The sequence below is a fragment of the Dyella tabacisoli genome, from assembly GCF_003350925.1.
Classification (GTDB): domain Bacteria; phylum Pseudomonadota; class Gammaproteobacteria; order Xanthomonadales; family Rhodanobacteraceae; genus Dyella_C; species Dyella_C tabacisoli.
Genome location: NZ_KZ857175.1, coordinates 502,286 through 526,370, shown reverse-complemented (window position 1 = coordinate 526,370; position 24,085 = coordinate 502,286). Strand labels below are relative to the sequence as shown.

At 60.1% G+C, this 24,085-nt stretch carries 23 protein-coding genes; 10 read left to right on the top strand and 13 right to left on the bottom strand.

Annotated features, from left to right (window positions below; all coding sequences use genetic code 11):
• Window positions 1-3 precede the first annotated feature (3 nt).
• The 3 genes from DVJ77_RS09280 to DVJ77_RS09270 all read right to left on the bottom strand — a co-directional run bounded on the left by DVJ77_RS09280 (window position 4) and on the right by DVJ77_RS09270 (window position 2,374).
• A complete protein-coding gene (locus DVJ77_RS09280) occupies window positions 4-1,140 on the bottom strand; it encodes an efflux RND transporter periplasmic adaptor subunit (RefSeq protein WP_114845187.1) in 1,137 nt (378 codons plus the stop codon).
• A 94-nt stretch (window positions 1,141-1,234) separates the two neighbouring features.
• The gene (locus DVJ77_RS09275) at window positions 1,235-2,098 is read right to left on the bottom strand and encodes a class I SAM-dependent methyltransferase (RefSeq protein ID WP_162791423.1); all 864 of its coding nucleotides are present in this window, start codon (window positions 2,096-2,098) and stop codon (window positions 1,235-1,237) included.
• Between the two features lie 75 nt (window positions 2,099-2,173).
• On the bottom strand, window positions 2,174-2,374 hold the full coding sequence (locus tag DVJ77_RS09270) for a tautomerase family protein (RefSeq protein ID WP_114845185.1): 201 nt from the start codon (window positions 2,372-2,374) through the stop codon (window positions 2,174-2,176).
• 284 nt (window positions 2,375-2,658) lie between these two features.
• Here DVJ77_RS09270 and DVJ77_RS09265 point away from each other — a divergent pair, with 284 nt between their 5' ends.
• The gene (locus tag DVJ77_RS09265; protein WP_114845184.1) at window positions 2,659-3,435 is read left to right on the top strand and encodes a ferredoxin--NADP reductase; all 777 of its coding nucleotides are present in this window, start codon (window positions 2,659-2,661) and stop codon (window positions 3,433-3,435) included.
• Between the two features lie 26 nt (window positions 3,436-3,461).
• On the opposite strand, the gene DVJ77_RS09260 is transcribed toward DVJ77_RS09265, so the two are convergent.
• Window positions 3,462-4,130, bottom strand: a complete 669-nt coding sequence (locus tag DVJ77_RS09260) for an RIO1 family regulatory kinase/ATPase domain-containing protein (protein WP_114845183.1) — start codon at window positions 4,128-4,130, stop codon at window positions 3,462-3,464.
• A 91-nt stretch (window positions 4,131-4,221) separates the two neighbouring features.
• Between DVJ77_RS09260 and DVJ77_RS09255 the strand changes: the two genes are divergently transcribed.
• From DVJ77_RS09255 to DVJ77_RS09245, 3 genes are all read left to right on the top strand, one after another.
• Window positions 4,222-4,977, top strand: coding sequence for a hypothetical protein (locus tag DVJ77_RS09255; RefSeq protein WP_114845182.1), 756 nt, complete (start codon window positions 4,222-4,224; stop codon window positions 4,975-4,977).
• A 14-nt stretch (window positions 4,978-4,991) separates the two neighbouring features.
• Window positions 4,992-5,471 (top strand): DUF456 domain-containing protein, encoded by a 480-nt coding sequence (locus DVJ77_RS09250; protein WP_114845181.1) that lies wholly within the window; start codon window positions 4,992-4,994, stop codon window positions 5,469-5,471.
• A gap of 81 nt (window positions 5,472-5,552) precedes the next feature.
• On the top strand, window positions 5,553-7,358 hold the full coding sequence (locus tag DVJ77_RS09245) for a DUF885 domain-containing protein (protein WP_114845180.1): 1,806 nt from the start codon (window positions 5,553-5,555) through the stop codon (window positions 7,356-7,358).
• Window positions 7,359-7,393: 35 nt separating this feature from the next.
• On the opposite strand, the gene DVJ77_RS09240 is transcribed toward DVJ77_RS09245, so the two are convergent.
• Complete coding sequence (locus tag DVJ77_RS09240) at window positions 7,394-7,720, bottom strand: TfoX/Sxy family protein (RefSeq protein ID WP_114845179.1); 327 nt, start codon at window positions 7,718-7,720, stop codon at window positions 7,394-7,396.
• On the bottom strand, window positions 7,717-8,385 hold the full coding sequence (gene trhA, locus DVJ77_RS09235) for a PAQR family membrane homeostasis protein TrhA (protein ID WP_114845178.1): 669 nt from the start codon (window positions 8,383-8,385) through the stop codon (window positions 7,717-7,719). Before trhA ends, DVJ77_RS09240 begins: the two co-directional genes overlap by 4 nt.
• 321 nt (window positions 8,386-8,706) lie before the next feature.
• Here trhA and DVJ77_RS09230 point away from each other — a divergent pair, with 321 nt between their 5' ends.
• Both DVJ77_RS09230 and DVJ77_RS09225 read left to right on the top strand, forming a co-directional pair.
• Window positions 8,707-9,537, top strand: coding sequence for a universal stress protein (locus tag DVJ77_RS09230; RefSeq protein WP_114845177.1), 831 nt, complete (start codon window positions 8,707-8,709; stop codon window positions 9,535-9,537).
• Window positions 9,538-10,030: 493 nt separating this feature from the next.
• A complete protein-coding gene (locus DVJ77_RS09225; protein WP_191983678.1) occupies window positions 10,031-11,458 on the top strand; it encodes a short-chain fatty acid transporter in 1,428 nt (475 codons plus the stop codon).
• Window positions 11,459-11,499: 41 nt separating this feature from the next.
• Here DVJ77_RS09225 and DVJ77_RS09220 read toward each other — a convergent pair whose 3' ends face one another.
• From DVJ77_RS09220 to DVJ77_RS09195, 6 genes are all read right to left on the bottom strand, one after another.
• Entirely contained in the window at window positions 11,500-11,736 is a 237-nt protein-coding gene (locus tag DVJ77_RS09220; RefSeq protein ID WP_114845176.1) for a thioredoxin family protein, read from the bottom strand.
• Window positions 11,737-11,813: 77 nt separating this feature from the next.
• Window positions 11,814-12,530 carry a MarR family winged helix-turn-helix transcriptional regulator gene (locus DVJ77_RS09215; protein ID WP_114845175.1) on the bottom strand — a complete coding sequence of 239 codons (717 nt, stop codon included), beginning with the start codon at window positions 12,528-12,530 and terminating at the stop codon, window positions 11,814-11,816.
• A gap of 59 nt (window positions 12,531-12,589) precedes the next feature.
• Entirely contained in the window at window positions 12,590-13,909 is a 1,320-nt protein-coding gene (locus DVJ77_RS09210; protein WP_114845174.1) for an ABC transporter permease, read from the bottom strand.
• A gap of 12 nt (window positions 13,910-13,921) precedes the next feature.
• Window positions 13,922-15,085, bottom strand: a complete 1,164-nt coding sequence (locus tag DVJ77_RS09205) for an ABC transporter permease (protein ID WP_114845173.1) — start codon at window positions 15,083-15,085, stop codon at window positions 13,922-13,924.
• 28 nt (window positions 15,086-15,113) lie between these two features.
• Complete coding sequence (locus tag DVJ77_RS09200; RefSeq protein WP_114845172.1) at window positions 15,114-15,800, bottom strand: ABC transporter ATP-binding protein; 687 nt, start codon at window positions 15,798-15,800, stop codon at window positions 15,114-15,116.
• Window positions 15,801-15,884: 84 nt separating this feature from the next.
• Complete coding sequence (locus DVJ77_RS09195) at window positions 15,885-17,123, bottom strand: efflux RND transporter periplasmic adaptor subunit (protein ID WP_114845171.1); 1,239 nt, start codon at window positions 17,121-17,123, stop codon at window positions 15,885-15,887.
• A gap of 275 nt (window positions 17,124-17,398) precedes the next feature.
• Between DVJ77_RS09195 and DVJ77_RS09190 the strand changes: the two genes are divergently transcribed.
• From DVJ77_RS09190 to DVJ77_RS09175, 4 genes are all read left to right on the top strand, one after another.
• Window positions 17,399-17,932, top strand: a complete 534-nt coding sequence (locus DVJ77_RS09190) for a hypothetical protein (RefSeq protein ID WP_162791422.1) — start codon at window positions 17,399-17,401, stop codon at window positions 17,930-17,932.
• A 114-nt stretch (window positions 17,933-18,046) separates the two neighbouring features.
• Window positions 18,047-18,757, top strand: coding sequence for a fumarylacetoacetate hydrolase family protein (locus DVJ77_RS09185; RefSeq protein WP_114845169.1), 711 nt, complete (start codon window positions 18,047-18,049; stop codon window positions 18,755-18,757).
• A 78-nt stretch (window positions 18,758-18,835) separates the two neighbouring features.
• Complete coding sequence (gene mscL, locus DVJ77_RS09180) at window positions 18,836-19,258, top strand: large-conductance mechanosensitive channel protein MscL (protein ID WP_114845168.1); 423 nt, start codon at window positions 18,836-18,838, stop codon at window positions 19,256-19,258.
• Between the two features lie 168 nt (window positions 19,259-19,426).
• Complete coding sequence (locus DVJ77_RS09175) at window positions 19,427-20,875, top strand: M20/M25/M40 family metallo-hydrolase (RefSeq protein WP_114845167.1); 1,449 nt, start codon at window positions 19,427-19,429, stop codon at window positions 20,873-20,875.
• Between the two features lie 82 nt (window positions 20,876-20,957).
• Here DVJ77_RS09175 and DVJ77_RS09170 read toward each other — a convergent pair whose 3' ends face one another.
• On the bottom strand, window positions 20,958-24,059 hold the full coding sequence (locus DVJ77_RS09170) for an efflux RND transporter permease subunit (protein ID WP_114845166.1): 3,102 nt from the start codon (window positions 24,057-24,059) through the stop codon (window positions 20,958-20,960).
• Window positions 24,060-24,085 lie beyond the last annotated feature (26 nt).

The window sequence follows — 24,085 nt, the reverse complement described above, 5'->3', positions numbered from 1 at the left end:
GACTCACTTCAGGGAGGGCGGCCGATCGATGATCCGCACGGGCGTACCTGGCTCAAGATGGTATTGACCCTCGGTCACCACGCGTTCGCCTTGCGACACACCGCGTGCGATCACGCTGCGGTTTGCTTCGGTGAACGCCACCTCGACGTGGCGAAGATCCGCGGTGCCCTTGCTGGTCACGATGAACACGTACGTACCGTCGGTGCCCAACTGCACGGCTGTCGCTGGAACCGTCAGGGCGTCGCGATGCATGTCCAGCACAACATGCAAGACCACAAACTGCCCAGGCCAGAGCAGGTTGGTGGCGTTATCAAAGGTTGCCTTGCAATGAATCGTTCCAGTGGTGGAATCGATCTGATTGTCGATGAGACTTATCACGCCTTGGCCAAGCTGCTGGCTGGCATCGCGGCTCAGAGCCGTTACTTGCAATGCGGCCTTGCGTTGACTTGCCAGCAGCGCCGGCAGCTCATCCTGCGGTAATGAAAAGCTGACCGTGATCGGGTGAACCTGCGTAATCAGCACGAGCCCATTACTGTCAGTGGCATGGACCATATTTCCGGCGTCCACCAAGCGCGCACCGGTACGGCCGTCCAATGGCGCTCGAATCGTGGTGTAGCCGAGTGCGATGCGCGCATTTTCAATCTGCGCCTGATCCATCTCGACGGTAGCCTTTAGCTGGTCGACCTGAGCGCGGGTGGTATCGAGGGTTTGCGCGGGTATCGCACCGCGATGGGCAAGGTCGGAGAAACGTGCGAGGTCGCGCTCGACATTGGCGAGCTGTGCCGCATCCCTATCCTTTTGCGCCAGGGCTGAGCGCAATTGGGCTTCGAACGGACGTGAATCCAGTTGGGCAAGCAAGTCGCCACGGTGCACCTCTTGTCCTTCGACGAAGGCGACCTTGTCGAGCTGTCCGTCGACACGTGTACGAACCGTGACACTGTTGTATGCCTGCGCCGTGCCTATCGCGCTTATCACTGCCGGGGTGTCTTGACGCTCGACACTGGCCGCCAGAATGGGAACAGCATTTTTTTGCGAAACATCAGCAGCGGCCGCGTGCGGAGCAGACAAATGCGTTTGGAACAGCCACCAGGCGGCGGAGCCCAGTGCAAGCAGCCCGACAAATGACAAGAGCTTTTTCATGGCTGGCCGGCCGCCCAAATAATGTAAGTGACCCTGGAACCGTACACTGCCACGCTTACTCGTAGATTAGCGGGCATGCCTATCCAGGCGATATTTAAACGCTGTGGAATAAGGCCGGCCGATGGACCTCTTGCACGCCGACGGCTTCCAACCACGATTCCCGCGCAACAGTCGCGGTGCAGGGTCCTAGCGTGCAGATGCGAATCTTGCGCTTGGCAGCCTCCCCCTTGAGCCGGCCCAGAACATCGCGCAGCATCGTCCCGGTGAACGGCGTGTACAGATAGAACACCGTACCGGCTGACAGATCCGCCGTCCGCGCGTCCTGTTGAATAAATGTCGCACGACTCAGATTCAGCGCATCCGCGCAGCGCCGAGCGCAATCGACATAAATCGGCTCCCATTCGATACCGATGCAACGGGCACCCGTGCAGATGGCGGCAAGCAAGGGGACGTGGCCCAAGCCAGAACCGAGATCGATCAACACATCGTGTTCATTGAGCGCGCTGCGGCCGACCATATCGAATATATGCCGTGCCGGGGTGGGCTGGTAAAACACCATTTCCGTCGCCAGCTCCCCGGCCTGGGCATCAGGCTCATCGATCTGCAGCACCCCGCTTATCAGCACATCGAGATAGTCATAGCTATCACCACCGACCGGGTTATTGGCATGCTCATCCGAACCGACCGCGGGCACCCATTCAAGTAATCTCCGCGCACCCTCGCCACGCTGAATATCCTGGCGAATACTTTGGTAGAGCCGGCCATCGATGGCTTCAATACTGGCGCACAACGCCTTGATCCTGCCTTGCAGTTCCACCCCTTGGATATCCAGGTCTTGGGGTAAATCACAGGCAAGGTAGGTCTCAAGGCGATCAAGCACATCGCTGCGCTCGCGCAGCCGGTTCGGTTCGAACAGCAAATCGTCTTGTTCCAGCTCGCTGATTAAGTTATGCAACACACTCGTCATCCGTCTATCGTTCCTGTTTCCTGCGGTTATCCCAGCGATGCAGCCACGACGGGACGGCATGCCTGCTCAGGCATTCAACTTTCTCCAGTCGTCGATCAACAGGCCGCCAAAGCCCCAATCCTCCTCGGCGATTTCTTGAATAACGACGTGGGTTTGCTCCGGCTTTTTGCCAAGTACGCGCACAAGCGAATCGGTGACGTCCTTGACCAATTCGGCCTTCTGAGCGCGCGTCGCACCCTTGGTAATCTGGATATTTACGTAAGGCATGGTGATCTCGATGTGGTGAATAGAGCCGGCTTAAATTGTCGCTCAGGCATGCACCCAGGCGTAGCCAGCCACAGTGTAATGACCACTCAAGCCCCCCGCCTCGACACCCTGCAGTCGCCAGTCCCCCCTCAAATCGCGTAATCTATGCCTCCGACGCTGCGATCAACCGTGGCGCTCGCCAGGCACAGCGGCCCTGCCGCCCTCCCCGCGAGTCCCGCCTGCCCTTTCTTCGAAAGCAGAGGCGCGATCCCTGCTTACAACTTAACTTCGAGACGACAACGACCATGGTGGCATTGGCGACCGAGCACGTGATTGACGTGCACCACTGGAATGACAGCCTTTTCAGCTTCCGCACGACGCGCGATCCGGGCTTCCGCTTCGATAGCGGCCATTTCGTGATGATGGGGCTGGAGGTCGATGGCCGACCGCTGATGCGGGCGTACTCCATCGCCAGCGCCAACTACGAAGAGCACCTGGAGTTCTTCAGCATCAAAGTGGCCAATGGCCCGCTTACCTCGCGCCTGCAACACCTCAAGCCCGGCGATCCGGTCATCGTCAGCCGCAAGCCGACCGGCACCCTGGTGCTTAACGACTTGAAGCCCGGCAAGCATTTGTACCTGCTCGGCACAGGCACCGGCTTGGCGCCCTTTCTCAGTATCGTGCGCGACCCGGAAACCTATGAGCGTTTCGACAAGATCGTGCTCGCCCACGGCGTGCGGCATATCAACGACCTCGCCTACGCCGATTATCTGGAAAACCAGTTGCCGCAACACGAATATCTGGGCGAGCTGGTGCGCGAAAAATTGATCTACTACCCCAGCGTCACTCGCGAGGCGTTCCGCAACCGTGGCCGCATCACCGACTCTATTGCCGATGGCGTGATGAGCGAAGCCATTGGCCTGCCGCCACTGAACCCGGCAACCGATCGCATCATGCTGTGCGGTAGCCCGGCCATGCTGGACGATATCTGCACCCTGCTCGATGGTCGCGGCTTCCATGCTTCGCCACGCACGCGCGAGCCGGGCGATTACGTGATCGAGCGGGCATTCGTCGAAAAGTAACGCGCTCAAAGCAGCCTGAAGCGCAGTCAATCGCGCACGCGCCCCTGCCCTTCGTTATCCCAGTAACCGAAAATCCGCCGCGCGATCAGCTTGTATAGACGCTTGCCGGTGGCACGCCACAGCCGCGCATGGGGTGCCGGCGTGTCGAGAATCGCACGCTGGCGAACGCTCAGCGCTTCAGGGCAATAGGTGCGCTTATGCTTGAGCAGATGACGCAAGTCTTCGCGCGCGAGCAAGCGGAACAGGGCGCCGCGCCGCCCGCGCGTCCAGGCAATCTGGAAATCCACCAGCGCCGGACGGCCATCTTCGCGCACCAGCCAGTTGGGTTCTTTGGCCAGGTCGTTATGCACGATGCCGCGTCGATGCAGCACCGCAAGCAGACGCAGCGCCTGTTTGTAATAGGCACGATCGCGCGGCTGTGCTTGCTGCATGGGCGCACCGGCGATATAGCCACGCAGCAGCTCGCGGCCATCCCAACCAAGCAATGCCGGCACGCCATCGATGCCATGGAGTTTGCGCAAAGCGCGCGCCTCGCGTGCGGCGGCTCGCCGGGCAAAGGCACGCGCCCACCAACGCGCCGCGGCGACGTCGCGACGAATCACTCTGACGCCATCGCGCTCGGTTATTTCGATGCGGCCAAGTTCGTCGGCCTTGAGTACGACGGTGCCGGACAAGATCGGGTTGGCACTATTCACAACAGAGGTACACTCGCTCGCGATATCGCCACGGTTGGCTATTGTGGCTGATTGAGTCTGCCGATGCCCGCCCTGTTATGGAGAGCACACCATGCTGCCGCATCTACGATGGTTCGCCATATCGCCACTCATCGGGTTGTTATGGTGTGCCGCCATGGCCACCGAGGTGCCGGCATCAGCGGGTAGCACACTGGGGCACACTGAGGGTCGCATTGACGACCGCCCCTACACCATCGACATAAAACAAGCTGCGCTGGAACCCGCCTGGAGCAAGCTGAAGCAGGCGATAGACGACTATGCCGCCATGCAACGAAGCGAGTTTCTCGGCGAGGTGAAACAGGCGCCAAAGCAGCACTCCAGCGGCCCATGGGCGTTGGAGATGGAATTCAGCATAGCCGCCCAAACCAGGCGCTTCATCACGGTGGTGGTGTTTGGCGATGCCGAAGTAGGCAATGCCCATCCAACACCGATCACCAACAGCTTCAGTTATGACCTACCGAAACAGCAGATGCTTGCGCTGCCGGATCTATTTACTGACTTTTCCGCCGCCGAAGCCGCCCTGGCCGACAAAGCTCGCGCGCAATTGATGGCGCAGCTCAGACCCGGCAGGCATCGCCGAGCCCTGGCTTCGAACCCCGCGCTGATCCGTCAAGGCACCCAGATCGGCAAAGATCGGTTTCATCTGTTTGCGCCCATCGTCCATAAAGATCACCTGGCACACGGGATCAGCCTGATCTTTCCACCAGGGCAAGTGACCTCGCCTGCCGCCGGCCCACAAAGTGTGGACGTACCTACCTCGGTATTCGCGCGCTGGCTGAAGCCCGAATACCGCGATGCATTTCACTAAACTCAAGAAACATCATGGATATCGCGCTTTATCTACTCGCCGCCGTACTGATTATTGCCGGCCTCGCCGGCACGATCTTGCCGGCACTACCCGGCATTCCGATGATCTTCGGCGGCATCTGGCTTGCGGCAGTGGTAGATCACTACCGGCACCTGGGCCTGTGGTGGCTGATCGTCATCGGCGTGCTCGGCACGCTTGGCGTGGTCGTCGATTTTGTCGCCAGCACACTCGGCGCCAAGCGCGTGGGCGCCAGTCGCATGGCCTTGTGGGGCGCGGGCCTGGGCACCTTGGTCGGGATGTTTTTCGGCCTGCTCGGCTTGGTGCTTGGCCCCTTTGTCGGCGCATTGCTGGGTGAGCTGCTCGCCGGTAACAGCGTGCTGCGCTCGACCCACGTCGGCATCGGCACCTGGCTTGGCCTGCTGTTCGGCACACTTATCAAGTTGGTGATTTCATTCATGATGATCGGCTTGTTCGGCTTCGCCATGCTGCTTTAATCCACGCTGTCCCACCCTTCGGCACATGGCGCAACGCCTTAGCTGGCTTAGGCTGACTGCATCTCATAGAGGTCTTTACTCATGTCCAAACGTCTCGCCTCCGCCATTGCGGCGACCTTGTTTGTTGCAGGATTCACTACCGGATCGGCGCAGGCGCAAAATGCTGCAACTGCGTCCCCTCGTGCTGCCCAGACATGGGTCGAACGCAGCGATGCCAACTCCAGGGTGTTGCTTGAAGCCACCGCGCAATTCAACCCGGAGTCCGCCTCGCAAGTGGGCCTGTCCGCTTACGACAGCAAGGTGACCGATCTGAAACCCGGCATTGACGAGCGTTCACGCCAGTTGCTGGTTGAGACGAAGGCCAAACTGGTGGCGCTGCTGGGCAACGAAAAAGACAGCAACGTTCGACAGGATCTAAACATCCTTATCAACTCCGTGGATCAGCAGATCGAAGGCATCGATCTAAGCCATCAATATCTGCTGCCGTATCAAGACATCGGCCAGTTGATCTTCGGCGGCGAGTTCGCCTTATTGAAAGACGATGTCGATGCCAAACGCCGCAGCGTCGCCGTCAGCCGCCTGCAGTGCTATGTCGGCAAGGCGCCGGGCTGTACGCCGATTACCGAATTGGCCAAAGCCCGTACCACCGAGCGGCTGGGCGAAAAAGGCCTGCTTGGTCCGTATAAGGGCGATGTGGAGCAGAAACTGGCCAATACCCAGCGTTATGTCGATGGCCTGCGCAAGCTCTACGCCACCTACAAGCTAGATAGCAGCGAGGCCAAGGCCGCGCTCGATGCATTGGATACGCAACTGAAGGATTACGACAGTTGGGTACGCAGCACGGTGCTGCCACGCGCACGCACCGATTTCCGCCTGCCCGAGCCACTGTACGCGTACAACCTCAAGCAGGTCGGCATCGACATTCCGCCACAGGAACTCATGAAGCAAGCACAGCTTGAGTTCGTCGAATTGCGCGGCATGATGCAGGTATTGGCCCCCATCGTTGCCAAGGCCGAAGGCATTGATGCCACCGACTATCGCGATGTTCTCAAGGCACTGAAGAAACAGCAGCTCAACAAGGACCAAGTCGAGCCGTGGTACCACGAGGTGATCGGCAAGATCGAAGACATCATTCGCCGCGAACACATCGTCACCTTGCCGCAGCGCAAGATGCAGATGCGCGTCGCCTCTGAAGCCGAGGCGGCCGCGCAGCCCGCGCCGCACATGGACCCACCGCCTTTCGTCAACAACAAGGGCGAGCAAGGCACCTTTGTGCTGACCATGGGCAACCCCTCCGCCAATGGCGACAGCACCCAAGGCTATGACGACTTCACCTTCAAGGCCGCGGCATGGACGCTCACCGCGCATGAAGGTCGCCCCGGCCACGAGCTGCAATTCGCCGCCATGGTCGAGCGTGGCGTATCGCTGGCACGCAGCCTGTACGCTTTCAACAGCGTCAACGTCGAAGGCTGGGCGCTGTATGCGGAGTCGGAAATGCTGCCGTACGAACCACCGGCAGGTCAGTTCGGTGCACTGCAGGCCCGCCTGATGCGCGCTGCTCGCGCTTATCTGGACCCGATGCTCAATCTCGGCCTAATCACGCGCGAACGGGCACACGACATTCTCACCCATGAAGTCGGTTTGTCAGAGGCGATGGCGAGGCAGGAATTGGACCGCTATACCTTCAACAGTCCGGGCCAGGCCAACGCCTATTTCTACGGCTATATGCGGTTGCAACAGCTTCGGCTCGATACCGAACTGACCCTGGGCAAGGACTTTAACCGTCAAGCCTTCAACGACTTTGTGATCGGCCAGGGCCTGCTACCGCCCCAGCAGCTCGCCGAGGCAGTACGCACGCAATTCATTCCGGCGCAGAAGAAGCATTGATCGAGCGCGGGAGCGGCCACGCCGCTCCCGCCAACTCAGAGTGATGCACTACGGTTGAGCCAGTCGGCTAACTGCACGGTGTCGCGGCACACCGCCGCGGGGACCACGATGTAGTGCCGGCTCGGCGCGGCACCCGGCTTGGCGATCAGGCGCGCAGCACCTTCCATTCGCAACAAAGTAGCTTGATCCGTCGGTGCAAGCTTTAGCGCCAACCCGCTTGCCGTAAGCCAGGCGCACGGTTTTTCATTGAAGTAGGCCATCAGCCCGCCGAACATCGACTTGAAACGCAGATCCTGCGGCCGCCCGAGATGCGTGGCGGCATCCTCCAGATCGCTACGCAGGCTGTGCAACTCAGCCTTCATGGCGGCGCATCGGGGATGACATACAGCAATACCGCCAGATAATGCAGCACGCTGCCGGCCAGTACAAAAAAGTGCCAAACCGCGTGGTGATACGGCAAACGCCGCCACAGATAAAACGGCACCCCCAAGGTGTAGGTGAGGCCACCGGCGATCAGCAACACCATGCCACCTGTTTGCAGATGCGCACTGAGCGGTTTGAACGCAATCATGCCAACCCAGCCCATCGCGACATACAACAGCACCGCAAACTTGCGATAGCGTTTCAGCCAGCCGAGCTCCAACGCACTGCCGGCAATGGCCAGCAACCAGACCGCACTAAATAGACTCCAGCCCCAGACCGCGGGCAAGGCAATCAACGTAAACGGCGTATAGGTGCCGGCGATCAGCAGAAAAATCGCGATATGGTCGAACGTACGCAACACTCGTTTCGCCGCCATACCAGGAATCGAGTGATACAGCGTCGACGCGGTGTAAAGCAGGATCAACGTACTGCCAAATACCGCACTGGCCACGACCGCCCGCGCATCGCCGTACATCGACGAAAGCGTAACCAGCACCACCAGCCCGGCAATGCTGAGCAAGATGCCGATGCCATGGATGATGCTACTGGCAAGCTCATCGCCAAAGGCATAGCTCGGCGCTATCGCACGAGACACTGCGGACATAGAAATTCCAAAAAAATAAACGCGCCGAACTGACGACGCGCCCACCTTAACCGGGCCGAGATCACTTGCAAACCGCCTGATAGAGGGCTTGCGCTTATTTGTCGCTACTGGATGTTTTAAACGCTAAAAACATGCCAAAACGCATCATGAATACTACTTTCACGTCGTTTGCACAGCCACTCATCCACATTGAGCTCACCGGATGTCCCTCATCCCCCCGATATCCGGCCCTTCCTGCCCCGCTCCCTGTGCGGGGTTTTTTTTGCTCCTCTTTAGCTTCAGCGAGTTAAGCTGCTACCAGTCCAGCTATGGAGAAGCCTCATGCCTCATACCGACCTGTTGCTTTATCTGGATCATCTGGACTTCGACGCCGCCGGCCCCCGTGCCGCCTTGGCCTTGGCCAAGCGCATGCGGTCGCGCCTGGATGCGCTGTATGTAGCCGACCTCCCTGCCGCCGCCTTCAGCCTGCCTGAGTCGGTACCCGTACAACTGGAAGAAACCCGCCGGCGCTGTCTCGATGCCGAGGCCCACGCCGATAGCTGGCAAAGTCTGCTCACCGCGCACGGCCTTAGCGGCACCTGGCGGGTCGCCCAGGGCGATACCGTGCAGACACTGTGTCAGGCAGCCTCCGGCTACGACCTGCTGATTATGGAGCGCCGCCAACAACGCAGTGACGCACCGGTCGGTTTCGGTACGGTATCGCGCAGCGTATTCGGCAGCGGCCGACCTGTGCTGGTCGTACCCGACAACATCACCCGCATCGATCAAATCGGTGCACGCGTGCTGGTAGCCTGGAACGGCAGCCGCGAATCCGTACTTGCCCTCGCAGCCGCCGTACCCTTGCTGCAGCAATGCCAAGACGTACTGCTGCTCGACGGCAGCGAGATGAATCAGGACACGATTACCGTGCTGCCGCCCCCCGGACTCGCCGACTGGTTACAACGACGCGGCATTCAGGCGCAGATCAAGCCGATCGACGCCGGCCCTGCCCATGCGGCCGGCCCGCTGTTGCTTGAGGCCGCACATGCTCATCGCGCGGACATGATTGTGATGGGTGCATGGAGTCGCTCGCGGCTGGCGGAGATGATGTTGGGGGGTACGACTCGGCATTTGTTTATGCATAGTGATTTGCCGATGTTTGTGGCGCATTGAGGCTATGCCTGTGAATGTGTGATATCGCAACTTGGTTCGCCTGCGGCGGGCTTTCGGCCACCTGCCGGTGGTCGAGTCACTTTTCTTTGTTTGCTCAAAGAAAAGTAACCAAAAGAAAGAGCACCCCGGTGAGTCGCCCTTCGGGTACGTGAGGGTCGGCCGGGCTTTTCGACAGTGCATCCATGCACTGGCGAAAAGGACTCGGCATCCATGCCGAGTCCCCTGCGGGCCTTGTCGTCCGCCCCTCACCGACGCACAGGGGCCCCAAGGTCAAGAGCCAACGTCAAAAACCGCCGCTCGCGCAGCTTTTACCCCTCCCCTGCGACCGAAGGGAGTCCCCTTTTCGGGACTTACAGGGGGAGGCTGGGAGGGGGTGCAACCTTGCCGCAAGCATTGGCCGGTCAACCAGAACAGGTACCCCTAAGACCATAGTCTCCTTGCCACCCAGTCGAGCCACACGCCACCATGCTGGGATCGCCGAGCGGGGAAACATATGAGCAAGCCTAATCAAGGCAAAGCGGATGAAGGGCTGTTGGCGCGTGCCGCCCTGCGTAGCGCTGCCTGGGCAGAGCGCTGGTTCCCCGATGCCTGGGTGTTTGCCGCCTTGGGCGTGTTGCTGGTTGCGCTTGCCGCACTTGGCTTCGGCGCCACGCCGACGGTCACCGTTACCGCCTTTGGCGACGGCTTTTGGAGCCTGATTCCCTTCACCATGCAAATGACCTTCGTGGTCATCGGTGGCTACGTGCTGGCTACCGCACCGGTTGTAGCCCGCTTGATCGATTTACTTGCCCGCGTGCCACGCTCGGGGCGCAGCGCGGTCTGCTATGTCGGCTTGGTCAGCATGCTGGCGTCGCTATTGTCTTGGGGCTTTTCTTTGGTCTTTGCCGGCCTGCTGGTGCGCTCGCTGGCGCGGCGTGAAGAGCTACGTATGGATTACCGCGCAGCCGGCGCTGCGGCCTACCTGGGCCTGGGTGCGGTATGGGCGATGGGCTTGTCATCGTCAGCGGCGCAATTGCAGGCGAACCCAGCCAGCATGCCGCCAGGACTACTCAAGATCACCGGCGTATTGCCTTTCAGCCAAACGATCTTCTTATGGCAATCGGTGCTGCTGACGGCTGTGCTTATTACCGTCTCGCTGCTGATCTGCTGGTTCACGACGCCGTCTAAAGACCATGCACGTACCGCGCAGGATTTCGGCGTCGACGAAACCGCCATCCCCGCTTTGCCGCCACGCAGCCGGCCGGGTGAGTGGCTGGAATACAGCCCGCTGCTGTCGCTGCTGATCGGCATGCTCGGCCTGGGCTGGCTCGGCTATGAATTCGCCACCAAGCCGGCCGTGACGGCGATTGCCAATCTCAATACGTATAACTTCCTGTTCCTCACGCTTGGACTGTTGCTGCACTGGCGGCCACGCAGTTTTCTCAACGCGGTAACCCGCGCCGTACCAAGCACCGCCGGCGTGTTGATCCAGTTTCCGTTATACGGCGGTATTGCCGCGCTGCTTACGCATGCACCGGGCATCGGCGGTGAGACATTGGCGCATCGCTTGTCGGGCCTGTTCGTACAGGTCGCCTCCCGCGAAACGTTCTCGCTGGTGATGGGCGTCTATTCGGCTGTACTCGGATTCTTCGTGCCCTCAGGCGGCGGTAAGTGGCTGATCGAAGCCCCTTACGTGATGCAGGCCGCCAACGACCTGCATGTGCATCTGGGCTGGGCGGTGCAGGTGTATAACGCCGCCGAGGCGCTGCCGAACCTTATCAACCCATTCTGGATGCTGCCGCTGCTCGGCGTATTGGGGTTGAAGGCGCGCGATGTGGTCGGCTTCACCTTTATCCAGCTACTGGTGCATGTGCCCCTGGTTCTGGGGCTGCTATGGCTGCTTGGGCTTACCTTGACTTATTCACCACCGGTAATGCCCTGAATCCGGGGCATGGCCAGGCCATGCCCCGGTCGATCACTTGGTCACTTCAGATCGGCCAGCGCGGCGCCAAAATTGATGTGATAAGGCTGGGTACCGATGACCAGCGCCGGCACCGATGTCACACCCATCTGCTCCGCTTCGAGCACCCGGTTTTTCTGCTCGCCCAAGTGCACGATTTCTACTTCGAAGCGCGACGGATCGAGTGAAAACGCCAGTTGACGCTCGGCGTCGAGGCAGACCGGGCAGCCAGCGTGATAGAAAGTTGCTTTCTGTGCCATGATGAATTGCTCCTTTTCTTACGTTTGGGAAGGGCGCACCTCGCGGCTCGTCGGCTGTCACCGGCGGGCCGCTTTCGTTACCGCCGTTGAGACGGTGCCGATCGTGCCGGTGCATGGACGCGATCGTCGATCGGGGCAGTACCCGGACCCGCAGGTCCGTGTAGCCATAGTTCGGTTTCTACTTCGCCGCTTGCCGGCGCATGCTCGGCGCAATCGAGCCGCAGCTCGGCCTCCGCCAGCGGTGCGTCGATGTAAGCGCAATGATGTGGTGCGGCCTCGTTGTTATGACGCCAGGCGCGAAAATACTGGCAATTGACGCACATGCGCGCCGTTGGCACAGCGCCCTTGCGTTGCAGCAACGCAATCATCGTAATCAACGAGCGCAGCAGCACTTGCTGCTCTTGCGGCCACAGTTCCGCTGCCGCCTGGGTGAATAAATCAGGCCAGTCGTTGAGTGAACCTGCCAGCATGGTGCCCGTTTTACTGAGCTGGATTCGTCGTGCCCGGCCATCCTCGGGATCAGCGATTTTGCACGCCAGTTTCTTGCCGACCAGGGTGGATACCGCATCGCTCACCGTGGCGACGGTTACCGCCAGTTGTTCGGCAATCTCCTGCACGCGCAATCCGCCGTCGCGTCGCGCCAGCAGCACGACGATTTGCGCCTGGGTCGGCGTGAGGCCCAGCGGTGCGGCTGCACTCCATTCACGGGCGCGCATGGCGATACCGATCTTTTGCAGACCGTGAGCGATGCGTTCGGGGAGTGAAGGATCGTGCAAAAGAAAAGTGCCTGGCATTTAGTTAGGAATCCTAACCATATGCCAGACACTCAGGTTACGTCAATGCCTTGATGTGATTACGACTCGCGCAATGCCGTCGTCACCGGCAATCGTGCGGCGCGTACGGCGGGAAAGAAACCGCCGACAAAGCCAATGGCCAGGGCCCATTTCAAACCATTCACCAATAGCTGTGGCGACACCTTGAAGGCGAAGGTCAACTGCCCCACCGAACCTGCAGCCATGGTGGATGCGGTGTAGCCATTGAAGATCAACCAGGCCAGTAGCCCACCGAGCACGCCGCCAATCAAAGCCAGCAGCATGGTCTCCAGCAGAATCGCCACGACCACGGGCAAGCCACGAAATCCGATGGCGCGCAGCGTGGCGATTTCGCGAGCACGCGTGGCGACAGCGGCAAACATGGTGTTGAGGGCGCCGAACATGGCACCGATCGCCATGATGAGACCCACCGTGATGCCGATGATGCTGATGATCTTGCTGGTGCCTTCAGACTGCTTGCTGAAATAGTCGATCGTGGTTTCTGTATCCACCTTGAGGCGCGGGTCTGCCGCAAGTGAGGCTTTGAACGCGTCGAATGCTTTCGGATCAGCCAACTTCACCGTTACCGAAGCACGGCTGCCACCGCGACGGTAGGTGCCGGCAACAATATCGCCGTCGCCCCATACTTCTGACTCAAGCGCGTTGCCTGTCTCGAACACGCCGACGACGGTCCAGGACTGGTTGCCGAGTTTGATGTCGTGTCCCGGCTCCAATCCGACAAACTGCCGCTGCGCACCCTTGCCGACAATCAGCTCGCGCATCCCGGTCTGAAATTTGCGCCCGGCAATGATTTTCACTTCCGGCCGCGCGATCCATGCCTGCTGCTCGTCGACACCACGCAATTGCACACTGCCTACATCGTCCGGGCCACCGCCTTTCGTCGGCAGATTCGCGGCTACCACGATCTCAGCCGACGCAATCGGCTTACCTTGCGCATCGCGCGCAATGCCGGGGGCCTGCTGGATAACCACCACGCTATCGTGATCGAGCCCCGACATCACTTCGCTGGCCGAACCGCCACGCATCACGATGGCGGTGTCCACGCTGCCGGTCTTGCGCAGCGTGTCGGCATAGCCCTCGCTCATCGCCAGCAGCGCCACCAACACCGCGACCACACCGGCGATACCGATCACTACTACCGCCGACGAACCCAGCCGTTGTTTCAAAGTACTGATGCCGACTGCGGTTATCGAGGCGGTCTGCTGACCACGTCGAGTGAACACCATCCACAGCGCAAACAGCGCGACCAACACCAGCAAGGCCTGCCACGGCAGCATCACCCAGATCGCCAAGGCCACGGCGAGCCCGACCAGCAGGCCCAAGTTACGTAGAAAATTCATGTCATCGTCTCCTCAACGACCAGCCAGTGCATCGACGATGTTCAAGCGCATCGCACGCATCGCAGGCAAGGCGCCTACCAGCAGACCAATAACCAGCATCAGCAATAAGCCGCGTATCCAGATGCTCGCATCGACCGGCGAGACCGGCATGCCGGCACCCATCGCGGAATGCATGGCACCGACTACCAACATCGCCAGCAGCAAGCCAATCACGCCGCCGAGCAGCAACAGCAATACCGATTCGGCCAGCACCATCGCCATCACCGACTGACTGGAAAAACCCAGCGTCTTGAGTACGGCCAGTTCACTGGTGCGCTCGCGTACGGCTTGCATCATGGTGTTGCCAGCAAGCAATAGCAGGGTGAAAAACACCGCGCCCATGATCGAACCCACGATAAGACCGATATCGGCCATCTGCTTCATCCACGAAGCGGTTGCCGCCTGTTCGGTCTGCGTACGTGTCTCGTGATCGGAATTGGCCGATATCGCGTCGATCGCCTTGGCTACGCGGTCCGATTGGTTCACGTCGTTCACCCGGCTGACATACCAGCCGACCATGCCACGGTTGTAGGCCGTGCCCTCATCGAAGTATTTCCAGTGCATCAACACCACCTGGTTAAACCAGGTCGCACTTTTCTCTTTCGCATGCATGAAGCCGACAATGTCGACGCTCCAATTCTTGCTGCCGTCGCGCTGCGCGAAAATGGTCGACTGAAAGGGGATTTTGTCGCCGATCTTCCAATTGTATTTTTTGGCCAACTCCTCGCCGACTATCACACCGGTGCGCGTGCTATCGAATGTCTTGCGCGCTTCGGCGTTCACCTCGATCTCCGGGTATTGGTCGAGGTAGTTGTCGCTGACCGCAAAGCTGAAGATCTGATTGTGCGGGTCTTGATAGGCGCCGCCGAACCAGTTGGCATATGCCACCGATTTCACCCCGGACACCTGCTGCAGTTGTGCGCCCAGGCCTTGCGGCAAGGTATCAATGAACGACAACCTCGATGCCGTCTGCAGCCGTTGCGCACCGTTCGCGCTCTTGCCGGCATCATCGAAACCACTGCGCACGGCATCGAGCATGCCGAACAGCAGAAACGCCGCAATAATCGACACCAGGGTCAGGATGGTACGGGTCTTGCGCCGAAACAGCGCCGCCCAGATGAGATGGAGGTATTTCATAAGAACAACTCCGCAATCGTCGTGTTCATCACGCCAGGGCCTGCTCGACCAACGTGCCCTTATCCAGATGCAGGGTCTGATTGGCGTACTCGGCAGCCTTGGGATCGTGGGTCACCATCACAATGGTTTTGCCGTGTTCGCGATTGAGCTGGCGCAGCAAACCCAGCACATCTTCGGCCGACTGCCGATCGAGATCGCCGGTCGGCTCATCGCAAACCAGCAAGTGCGGATCGGAAACGATGGCGCGGGCAATCGCCACGCGCTGCTGCTGGCCGCCGGACAGCTCGCTGGGCTTGTGCGAACCGCGATCCTCAAGCCCGACCAACTTCAACGCAATCGCCGCGTTTTTACGCCGCTGCTCGGCATTGAGCTTGGTCAGCAACAACGGTAGCTCGACATTGCGCTGCGCAGAGAGCATCGGCATCAGGTTGTAGAACTGAAACACGAAACCGACATTGGATGCGCGCCACTTCGCCAAGGCACCGGCACTGAGCTTATCGATATGCTCGCCGCCCACGCTGATGCTGCCGCCGCTGGCGGCGTCCAGGCCACCGATCAGATTCAACAACGTCGTCTTGCCGGAACCGGATGGCCCCATCAACGCAAGGAAATCGCCCTCGGCAATATCCAGATTAATGTGATGCAACACTTCAACTTTCTGCTTGCCGCGCTCATACACTTTGGAAAGGTCGCGGATTTCGATCAGCGTGCTCATATACGTTGCTCCTGATGTTTCGTTAACTTGTCACTGTGATGGCAGCAGGGTAGGAACAGACGGGCTGCACTCCTACAAACACCGCTATGGCTTGCTGGCCTGCTTCACCCGCATGCCGTCTTTCAAATCCGCCGGTGGCGACAACACCACGGTCTCGCCGGTCTGTACCGCTGCCGGCAGCAGACGAAGATCGCCGTAATTTTGTGCGGCTGGCGTCACCGCGCGTTGCTGCACCGTCTCGCCACCAAGTACAAACACCACACTGTGTCCGTCACGTTGCGCGATGGCCGTCGCCGGCACCAGCACCCCTTGCGGAAGTTGCGCCGCAGTTTTCGAGGCCTGCTCCAGAAACGACACCCGCACGCCCATATCCGGCACGATGCGTCCATCCTTTTGCTCCAGCGCAACGCGCACTTTCACCGTGGCCTTGCCGCGATCGGCGGAGGGCACGATGGCAATCACGTGGGCCGGAATTTTCCAATCGGGATAGGCATCCAGCACTGCTTCGGCGGGCATCTCCGGCTTGACCCGGCCGATATAGGCTTCGTTGACATCCACGTCGATTTCCAACGAGTTCATATCGACGATGGTGCCCACGCCGGTGCGGGTGAAACCGCCACCGGCAGACAGTGGCGAGATAATTTCGCCGACCTGCGCATCCTTGGTGGTAATCACGCCGCTGAAGGGTGCATGCACCACGGTGTAATCAAAATTGACCTTGGCTACACCGACCCCTGCATCGGCCGCACTGGCTTGCCGCTGCTGCGAAGCAAGTTGCGCGCGAAAACTATCCACTTGGGTTCGTGCCTGTTCTGCCGACTGCTTGGAAACCAATCCACGTGCCGCCAAGGTTTCCTGGCGCACCGCGTCGCGGTTCCCTTGCTGCAACTGCGCCTGCAACTGTGCCACCAATGCATGGGCGGCCTCGGCCTGCGCTTTGGCAGCCTCCAGGCTGGCCTTGTAACCGCTGTCGTCGAGTCGGGCCAATACCTGGCCTTTCTCGACCCGATCGCCCTCTTCGATCAATACCTCGGTCAAGGTGCCGGTAATCTGTGCCGACACCGTCGCTCGACGCCGCGCCGTAACATAACCGGTCGCCTGCAGCACCGCGCCGTTACCGCTATTTGACGCTGGCGATACGGCTACGGCGGCATGTACTTCCGGCACCGATCGGCCCAGCAGATACCAGCCAGCCCCACCCAGCAACAGCACGATCAAGATCACCGCACCGACCGCCCACGGCCAACGCGACGGACCCGAATCCCGGTCCTCGCGCTGGTGGCGCTCGATGCGAAGCTCTTTCAACAAATCCGCGTTATTCACCCTTTTCCCCCGCCGGTATGCACCGGTTACTCAATGAACGGCAACATGATGGATGCGACATCGCGCGGCTAGAGTCCGCCATCAGCCGTTGCCAATGACATCTGTCATATAACAGGGCCGCACATGCCTCAATAAAGCCTGCTGTTTCTACTCGCATACGCTGTCGGAATAAAGACAACTGATGGCCGAAGCAGCACTGAAAGTTTGGCGTAAGCATGCTCTATGCCGCGATCGATTTGCCTGCCAAGATGCGCCACCCTCTTAAGGAGTACGTCATGTCGTCCCTGCATCGTATCGCCTTGATCGCCATCTTCAGTTGCAGCGCCCTGCTTGCCCTTCCCTCCGTAGCCAACACCCCTGCAGCAGTATCCGCGCACTGCAAGGATAGCGCCTACCGGCAGTTCGACTTCTGGCTGGGCGACTGGGATACCTTTCGCGTTGCCACGCCGAACCAACCCTCCGTCGCGCGCAACCACGTCACGGCTATTCTCGGCGGCTGCGTGCTGCGTGAAGTCTTTCAGCGAACAGACGGCTATACCGGTGAGAGCTACACCATCTACGACGCTACGCGAAAGCTATGGCATCAAAGCTGGGTCACCAATGAAGGCGAGTTGCTGGTGGCCGAAGGCACTCAACAAGGTAAGCAAATCGTGCTGACCGGCAGTACCTACGATGCCAAAGGCGAAACCGTGCACAAGGTGAGCTGGGAGCAGACCGCCGACGGTGTGCGCGAAACCGCCACCGCCTCAAGCGATGGCGGCAAAACCTGGGCAGCCGAATTCGACATCGTATTTCGCAAGCATCATTGATTCCGCATCATTGATTCCGCAAACGGCATCGAGCAGCGGCGCCATATAAAACCGCGCGTTTGGTTTTCTGCCCCTGCGGCTCGTCGCGCGCCCCTTAGCTGGTAATCTTTTGCCATGTCATACGCCATCGCACCCCAACCGATTCCTAGCCTGCCGATCATCGGCAGTGACCAGCGCTTTCCGATTCGCCGCGTGTTCTGCGTCGGCCGCAACTATGCCGATCACGCGAAAGAAATGGGCGCCGCGGTGGACAAGGACAGGCCGATGTTCTTCTGCAAACCGGCCGACGCCGTAGTCGCCGATGGCGCCGACGTGCCCTACCCGCAGGCCACCGTAGATCTGCATCACGAGGTGGAGTTAGTGATTGCGCTCGGTGCTGGTGGTCGCGACATAGCAGTAGCCGATGCGCAAGCGCTGGTCTGGGGTTGCGCCGTGGGCCTGGACCTGACTCGCCGCGACTTGCAAAACGCCGTCAAAGCCAAGGGTCACCCCTGGGATATCGCCAAGGGCTTCGACCATTCAGCGCCGGTCTCGGCGCTGTGCCGGGCAAGCGATGCCATGCCTCATGCCGATACCGTGCTGCGGCTTACCGTCAATGGCGAACTGCGCCAGCAGACATCGTTGGGAAATATGCTGCACAGCGTGCCTGAGATTATCGCCGCCCTCTCGACCTTGTTCGAACTCAAGGCCGGCGACCTGATCTTTACCGGCACCCCCGCCGGAGTCGCTGCATTGCAGCGCGGCGATCGTTTTCATGCCGAACTCGTGGGCATAGCCAGCCTGGATGGCAAGATCGCCGACCCCATCGCCGACCCCAGTGCATAAGAGCCTGTTCAAAGTCTCCCCGTAGCCCGCCCCCTGCGCTAAAGTCCCTGCGTCATCAGCCAATCCGTGGGGAACAGCATGGGCATCTTTCAAGAGTTCAAAACCTTCGCCATGCGCGGCAACGTGATCGATCTGGCCGTGGGTGTCGTCATTGGCGGCGCCTTCGGCAAAATCGTCACCTCGCTAGTCGATCAAATCATCATGCCGCCGATCGGCGCCCTGACCGGCGGCGTCGATTTTTCCGAAATGAAATGGGTGCTCAAGCCGGCCGACAATAGCAATCCGGCGCATAAAGTGGCCGAGATAGCGATCCAGTACGGCGCCTTTATCAATACGGTGATTCAGTTCGTCATCATCGCTTTCGCGATCTTCATGGTGGTCAAGGCGATCAACAAGCTCAACCGCCCAGAAGCCGCCGCCCCGGCAGCGGTGCCGGCTGATGTGGTGGTGCTGACCGAGATTCGGGATTTGCTGAAAGAGCAAGGCGCGGCAAACAAGTAAGCCCGAGCCATGAGCGGTGGGGCGGCGATGCCCTGCCGCTGCTTAATATGAGTCAGGAAACACGGCTGCCACAGCCTAATTATTTCCTGCATTCAAAAAACATGACTTCTGGCCTAAGCAGCAATGCGACACCGCGCGATAATCGGGGTTTCCACCGAGGGGTCCCCGATGCGCCATCTCCGCTTAAGTCTGCTTGCCGCCAGTCTGTTGGCTACCGGCATGGTCAGTGCCGCCAATGCTGCCGATAAGGGCACCGTTATTTCCCAGCAAGCCGTGCAGACCGCGGAGCAGCTGCGTGACAAGGCGATGGCCGACAACACCGGCTACAAGATCGTCGAATCGTTGACCACCGAAGTGGGCGCACGTCTCGCCGGCGGCCCCAACGACCAGCGCGCGCGCGACTGGGCGATCGCCAAGTTCAAGGCGCTGGGCTTTGACAAGGTTTACGTCGAACCGGTCACCTACCCGCTGTGGGAACGCCGCAGCGAACACGCCGAAATCGTCGCTCCGTTCCCGCAGCCGCTGGCTCTGCTCGCACTCGGCTACTCGGCCGGTACGCCGAAGGGCGGCATCACCGCAGAAGTCGTGAAATTCGACGGCCTTGCCGCACTGAAGGCCGCCGACCCGGCCACGGTGAAAGGCAAGATCGTCTTTGTCACCTTTCATATGCAGCGTGCCAAAGACGGTCGCGACTACGGCATCGGCTCGCCCGTGCGCGTACAAGGCCCGGTGATTGCCTCGGCCAAGGGTGCCGCCGGCTTCTTGCTGCGCTCGGCCGGCACTGATGCCAACAGCCGCACACCGCATACCGGCGTCACTGGCTTCCGTGACCCGAAAGATGCGATCCCCGCCGCGGCGTTGTCCAATCCCGACGCCGACCAGCTCGAACGGGTGCTGGCTTATGGCAAGCCGGTCAGCATCAAACTGGATCTGGATTGTGGCGTCAGTGGCAGCTATACCGGCGCCAATGTCATCGGCGAGATCACCGGTAAAAAATACCCCGACCAAGTCATCGCCATCGGCGGCCATCTGGATTCATGGGATCCGGGCACCGGCGCCATCGACGACGGCGCCGGCGTAGCGATCGCGATGGCGGCCGGCAAACTGATCGGCGACCTGCCGCAGCGGCCCGACCGCACGATCCGCGTGATTGCCTTCGCGAATGAGGAGATGGGCCTGTGGGGCGGCCGCGGCTATGCCGACCAGCATGCTGCCGACGTCGGCAAACATCAGCTAGGCACTGAGTCGGACTTCGGCGCCGGCAAGGTCTGGCGCATGACCGCCAGCGTCAAGCCTTCGGCACGAGCTGCGATCGAACAGATCGCCAAGGTGCTGGCGCCTATCGGCGTGGCTTACGATGCCAAGCGCCGTGGTGGCGGCGGTTCGGATCTATCGCAAATGCATGCCAAGGGCATGGCCGCGCTGACGCTGACCCAGGATGGCACCGATTACTTCGACTATCACCATACCGCCAATGACACGCTGGACAAGGTCCATCCGAAAGAACTGGCACAGAATGTAGCCGTCTATGCGGCTTTCTCGTATATGGCCGCGCAAGCCGATGGCGATTTCGGCTCCGCTCCCGATGCCTTCAAGAACGACGGCGCCGGCGACTGATCGCACGCGCCCCGGCAAATAAAAAGGCGACCCTCGGGTCGCCTTTTTATTTGCCGGGGCGCCAATCTATGACATGACCGGCTCAGCCCGCACTCGCCGCATCGACTCGTTTCGGCTTGCGCGAAAAACGCTGTTGCAGCCGATCCAGATAGAGATAGATCACCGGGGTCAGATACAGCGTGAGAATCTGTGACACGAGCAGACCGCCGACTACCGCAAGACCCAGCGGACGGCGCGTCTCCGCACCTGCGCCGATACCCAGCGCAATCGGCAAAGTGCCGGCGAAGGCCGCCATGGTGGTCATCATGATCGGACGGAAACGCACATGACATGCCTCGATAATCGCCAGCGCCGGCGCCAAGCCCTCATTGCGCTGCCGCTCCAGCGCAAAGTCGATCATCATGATCGCGTTCTTCTTGACGATGCCGATCAACATCACGATACCGACGAAGGAGAACAGATCCAGCGGCGCGTTGAAAATCATCAGGGTCAGCAGTGCGCCGACGCCCGCCGCCGGCAAACCGGAAAGAATCGTCAATGGATGGATAAAGCTCTCGTAAAGAATACCCAGCACCAGATAAATCACGAACAGTGCCAGCACCAGCAATAAGCCCATGCCTTTCATGGAATCCTGGAAAGCCTGCGCCGTACCCTGCACGCTACCGCTGATCGACACCGGCAAATTGAGCTGCTTCATCGCGTCGCCGATGCTGGTTACCGCCTGACTAAGGCTGACACCGGGCGCGAGATTGAACGATATCGTCACCGCCGGTAGCTGGCCTTGATGATTGACCGTAAGCGCCTGCGGCCGGCGCTCGAAACTCGCCACCGCATTGAGCGGCACCAGGCCACCGCTGCCGGAGGTAACGTAGAGCTGCGACAACACATCGGGATCATTCTGCAGCGCATAACCCACCTGCAAGATCACCCAGTACTGGGTGGATGCGCCATAGATGGTCGAAACCTGATTGGCACCGAATGCCGAACCTAACGCACGCTGCACCTGTTCCATCGTCAGGCCCAGCGGAGCCAGCTTGTCACGGTCGACGTGAATCACGATGGATGGCCCATTGAGATTCAAATCGCTGGTCACATCCTGAAAACCAGGCAACTTGCCGAACGCATCGACCACCTTGCCCGACCATGCATACAGCGAGGTCAGATCGATCGACTGCAAGGTGTACTGATATTGCGCCTTGGATTGCCGCCCGCCGACCTGGATCGAGGGCGGGTTCTGGATATAAGTGCGGATACCCGGCACCTGTGCAAACTTTTGCCGCAGCTCCTGAATAATCCCATTGGGATCGAGCGCACGCTCATTCGCCGGTTTCAGTCGCAACAGAATCGAGCCGTTATTAGTGGTGGTGCGCGCGCCGCCACTGCCTACCGACGACATGAAAGCCTGAATGTTAGGGTCTTTAGCGACGATCGCCGCCAACGCTTGCTGGCGCACGGCCATGCCGCTGACCGAGATATCGTCCGGGCCTTCGACATTGACATTGAGCTGACCGCTGTCGCCCGCCGGAATGAAATCCTTGGCGACGACCACGAACAACAGCCCGGTCACCAGCAAACTGACAAAAAACACCCCCAAGGTGACGCGTGAATGGTGAACAGCCCATGCCAGCGAGCGGGCATAACCCCGGCGCACCTGTTCAAAGCCACGATCAAACAGCAGAACCACGCGGGTCTTTTTCTCATGCTCGGCATGTCGCAGAAAACGACTGCACAACATCGGCGTCAGCGTAATCGAAACAAATCCCGAAATCAGGATCGCCACGCTCAAGGTCACCGCGAATTCGTGGAACAGCCGCCCCACGATGCCGCCCATAAACATCACCGGCAGGAATACCGCCACCAGCGACAAGGTCATCGAGAAAATCGTGAAACCAATTTCGGTGGCGCCTTTAAGCGACGCCTCGTACGGCTCCATGCCCGCCTCGATATGACGAACGATGTTCTCCAACATCACGATCGCATCGTCGACTACAAAGCCGACCACCAGAGTCAGCGCCAACAGAGAGAGATTGTCCAGGCTGTAGCCCAGTGCGAACATCGCACCGAAGGTGCCGACGATCGACACGGGCAGTGCCAGCGCCGGAATCAAGGTCGCCGAGGCGTTGCCAAGAAACAAATAGATCACCAGCACCACCAGCACACCGGCCAGCAGCAAGGTGTATTGCACGTCGTCGACCGAGGCGCGAATCGATTCCGAGCGGTCGTACAACACCGCGAGCTTGATCGATGGCGGCAAGGATGCCTCGAACTGCGGCAGCACCGCGCGGATGCGGTCGATGGTGGCCACCGTATTGGAGCCCGGCTGACGCTGAATCGCCAGCACGATGGCGCGTTCGCCGTTGTACCAGCTCGCCACCTGATCGTTCTGTACGCTGTCCTGTGCCTGGCCAAGATCGGCCAGGCGTATCGGCGCGCCATTGCGGTAGGCCACGATCACGTCGTTGTACAAATTGGCTCGCTGCAATTGGCCATCCGAACGGATCGACAAAAGCTGGCGGTTGCCGTTGAGCGAGCCGGTGGCCAGATTCACATTGGCATTGGCAATGGCTTGTTGCAGCACATCGAAACCAACTCCGCTAGCAGCCAGTTTCTGCGGATCGACGCTGATGCGCACAGCGTATTTCTGCGAGCCGTACACGTTCACTTGCGCCACCCCGTCGATGGTCGACAGGCGTTGCGCAAGCTGGGTTTCGGCGTAGTCATCCACGGTCGACAGCGGCTGCGTCGATGAGCGCATGGTGAGGTAGATGATGGGCGCATCCGCCGGATTGACCTTGCGGAAGGTCGGCGGCGTCGGCATCGTAGTCGGCAATTGACGCAGTGCCGCCGAGATGGCGGCCTGTACATCCTGCGCGGCGCCGTCGATGCTGCGATCCAATTCAAAGGTCAGGGTGATCGAGGTCGAGCCCAGCGCACTGGTCGAGGTCATGGCCTGGATACCGGCGATGGTCGAGAACTGCCCTTCCAACGGTGTGGCAACGGCGGTCGCCATCGTCTCCGGCGACGCACCGGGCAAGCTGGCGCTTATCGTGATGGTCGGAAAGTCGACATTCGGCAGCTCGTTAACCGGCAGCTTCGGATAAGCCACGATGCCAAAGACCAACAGCGCCACCATCAGCAGCGTGGCCATCACCGGCCGGCGGATACATAGTGCCGGCAGGTTCATGCGCGGCACCCCGCCGCAAGGATCGT

Bases quoted from the DNA above. Each gene is read 5' to 3' on its own strand.
- DVJ77_RS09280 (WP_114845187.1), bottom strand. From the start codon at position 1,140: ATGAAAAAGCTCTTGTCATTTGTCGGGCTGCTTGCACTGGGCTCCGCC.
- DVJ77_RS09270 (WP_114845185.1), bottom strand. From the start codon at position 2,374: ATGCCTTACGTAAATATCCAGATTACCAAGGGTGCGACGCGCGCTCAG.
- DVJ77_RS09265 (WP_114845184.1), top strand. From the start codon at position 2,659: ATGGTGGCATTGGCGACCGAGCACGTGATTGACGTGCACCACTGGAAT.
- DVJ77_RS09255 (WP_114845182.1), top strand. From the start codon at position 4,222: ATGCTGCCGCATCTACGATGGTTCGCCATATCGCCACTCATCGGGTTG.
- DVJ77_RS09250 (WP_114845181.1), top strand. From the start codon at position 4,992: ATGGATATCGCGCTTTATCTACTCGCCGCCGTACTGATTATTGCCGGC.
- DVJ77_RS09245 (WP_114845180.1), top strand. From the start codon at position 5,553: ATGTCCAAACGTCTCGCCTCCGCCATTGCGGCGACCTTGTTTGTTGCA.
- DVJ77_RS09240 (WP_114845179.1), bottom strand. From the start codon at position 7,720: ATGAAGGCTGAGTTGCACAGCCTGCGTAGCGATCTGGAGGATGCCGCC.
- trhA (WP_114845178.1), bottom strand. From the start codon at position 8,385: ATGTCCGCAGTGTCTCGTGCGATAGCGCCGAGCTATGCCTTTGGCGAT.
- DVJ77_RS09230 (WP_114845177.1), top strand. From the start codon at position 8,707: ATGCCTCATACCGACCTGTTGCTTTATCTGGATCATCTGGACTTCGAC.
- DVJ77_RS09225 (WP_191983678.1), top strand. From the start codon at position 10,031: ATGAGCAAGCCTAATCAAGGCAAAGCGGATGAAGGGCTGTTGGCGCGT.
- DVJ77_RS09220 (WP_114845176.1), bottom strand. From the start codon at position 11,736: ATGGCACAGAAAGCAACTTTCTATCACGCTGGCTGCCCGGTCTGCCTC.
- DVJ77_RS09215 (WP_114845175.1), bottom strand. From the start codon at position 12,530: ATGCCAGGCACTTTTCTTTTGCACGATCCTTCACTCCCCGAACGCATC.
- DVJ77_RS09210 (WP_114845174.1), bottom strand. From the start codon at position 13,909: ATGAATTTTCTACGTAACTTGGGCCTGCTGGTCGGGCTCGCCGTGGCC.
- DVJ77_RS09205 (WP_114845173.1), bottom strand. From the start codon at position 15,085: ATGAAATACCTCCATCTCATCTGGGCGGCGCTGTTTCGGCGCAAGACC.
- DVJ77_RS09200 (WP_114845172.1), bottom strand. From the start codon at position 15,800: ATGAGCACGCTGATCGAAATCCGCGACCTTTCCAAAGTGTATGAGCGC.
- DVJ77_RS09190 (WP_162791422.1), top strand. From the start codon at position 17,399: ATGTCGTCCCTGCATCGTATCGCCTTGATCGCCATCTTCAGTTGCAGC.
- DVJ77_RS09185 (WP_114845169.1), top strand. From the start codon at position 18,047: ATGTCATACGCCATCGCACCCCAACCGATTCCTAGCCTGCCGATCATC.
- mscL (WP_114845168.1), top strand. From the start codon at position 18,836: ATGGGCATCTTTCAAGAGTTCAAAACCTTCGCCATGCGCGGCAACGTG.
- DVJ77_RS09175 (WP_114845167.1), top strand. From the start codon at position 19,427: ATGCGCCATCTCCGCTTAAGTCTGCTTGCCGCCAGTCTGTTGGCTACC.
- DVJ77_RS09170 (WP_114845166.1), bottom strand. From the start codon at position 24,059: ATGAACCTGCCGGCACTATGTATCCGCCGGCCGGTGATGGCCACGCTG.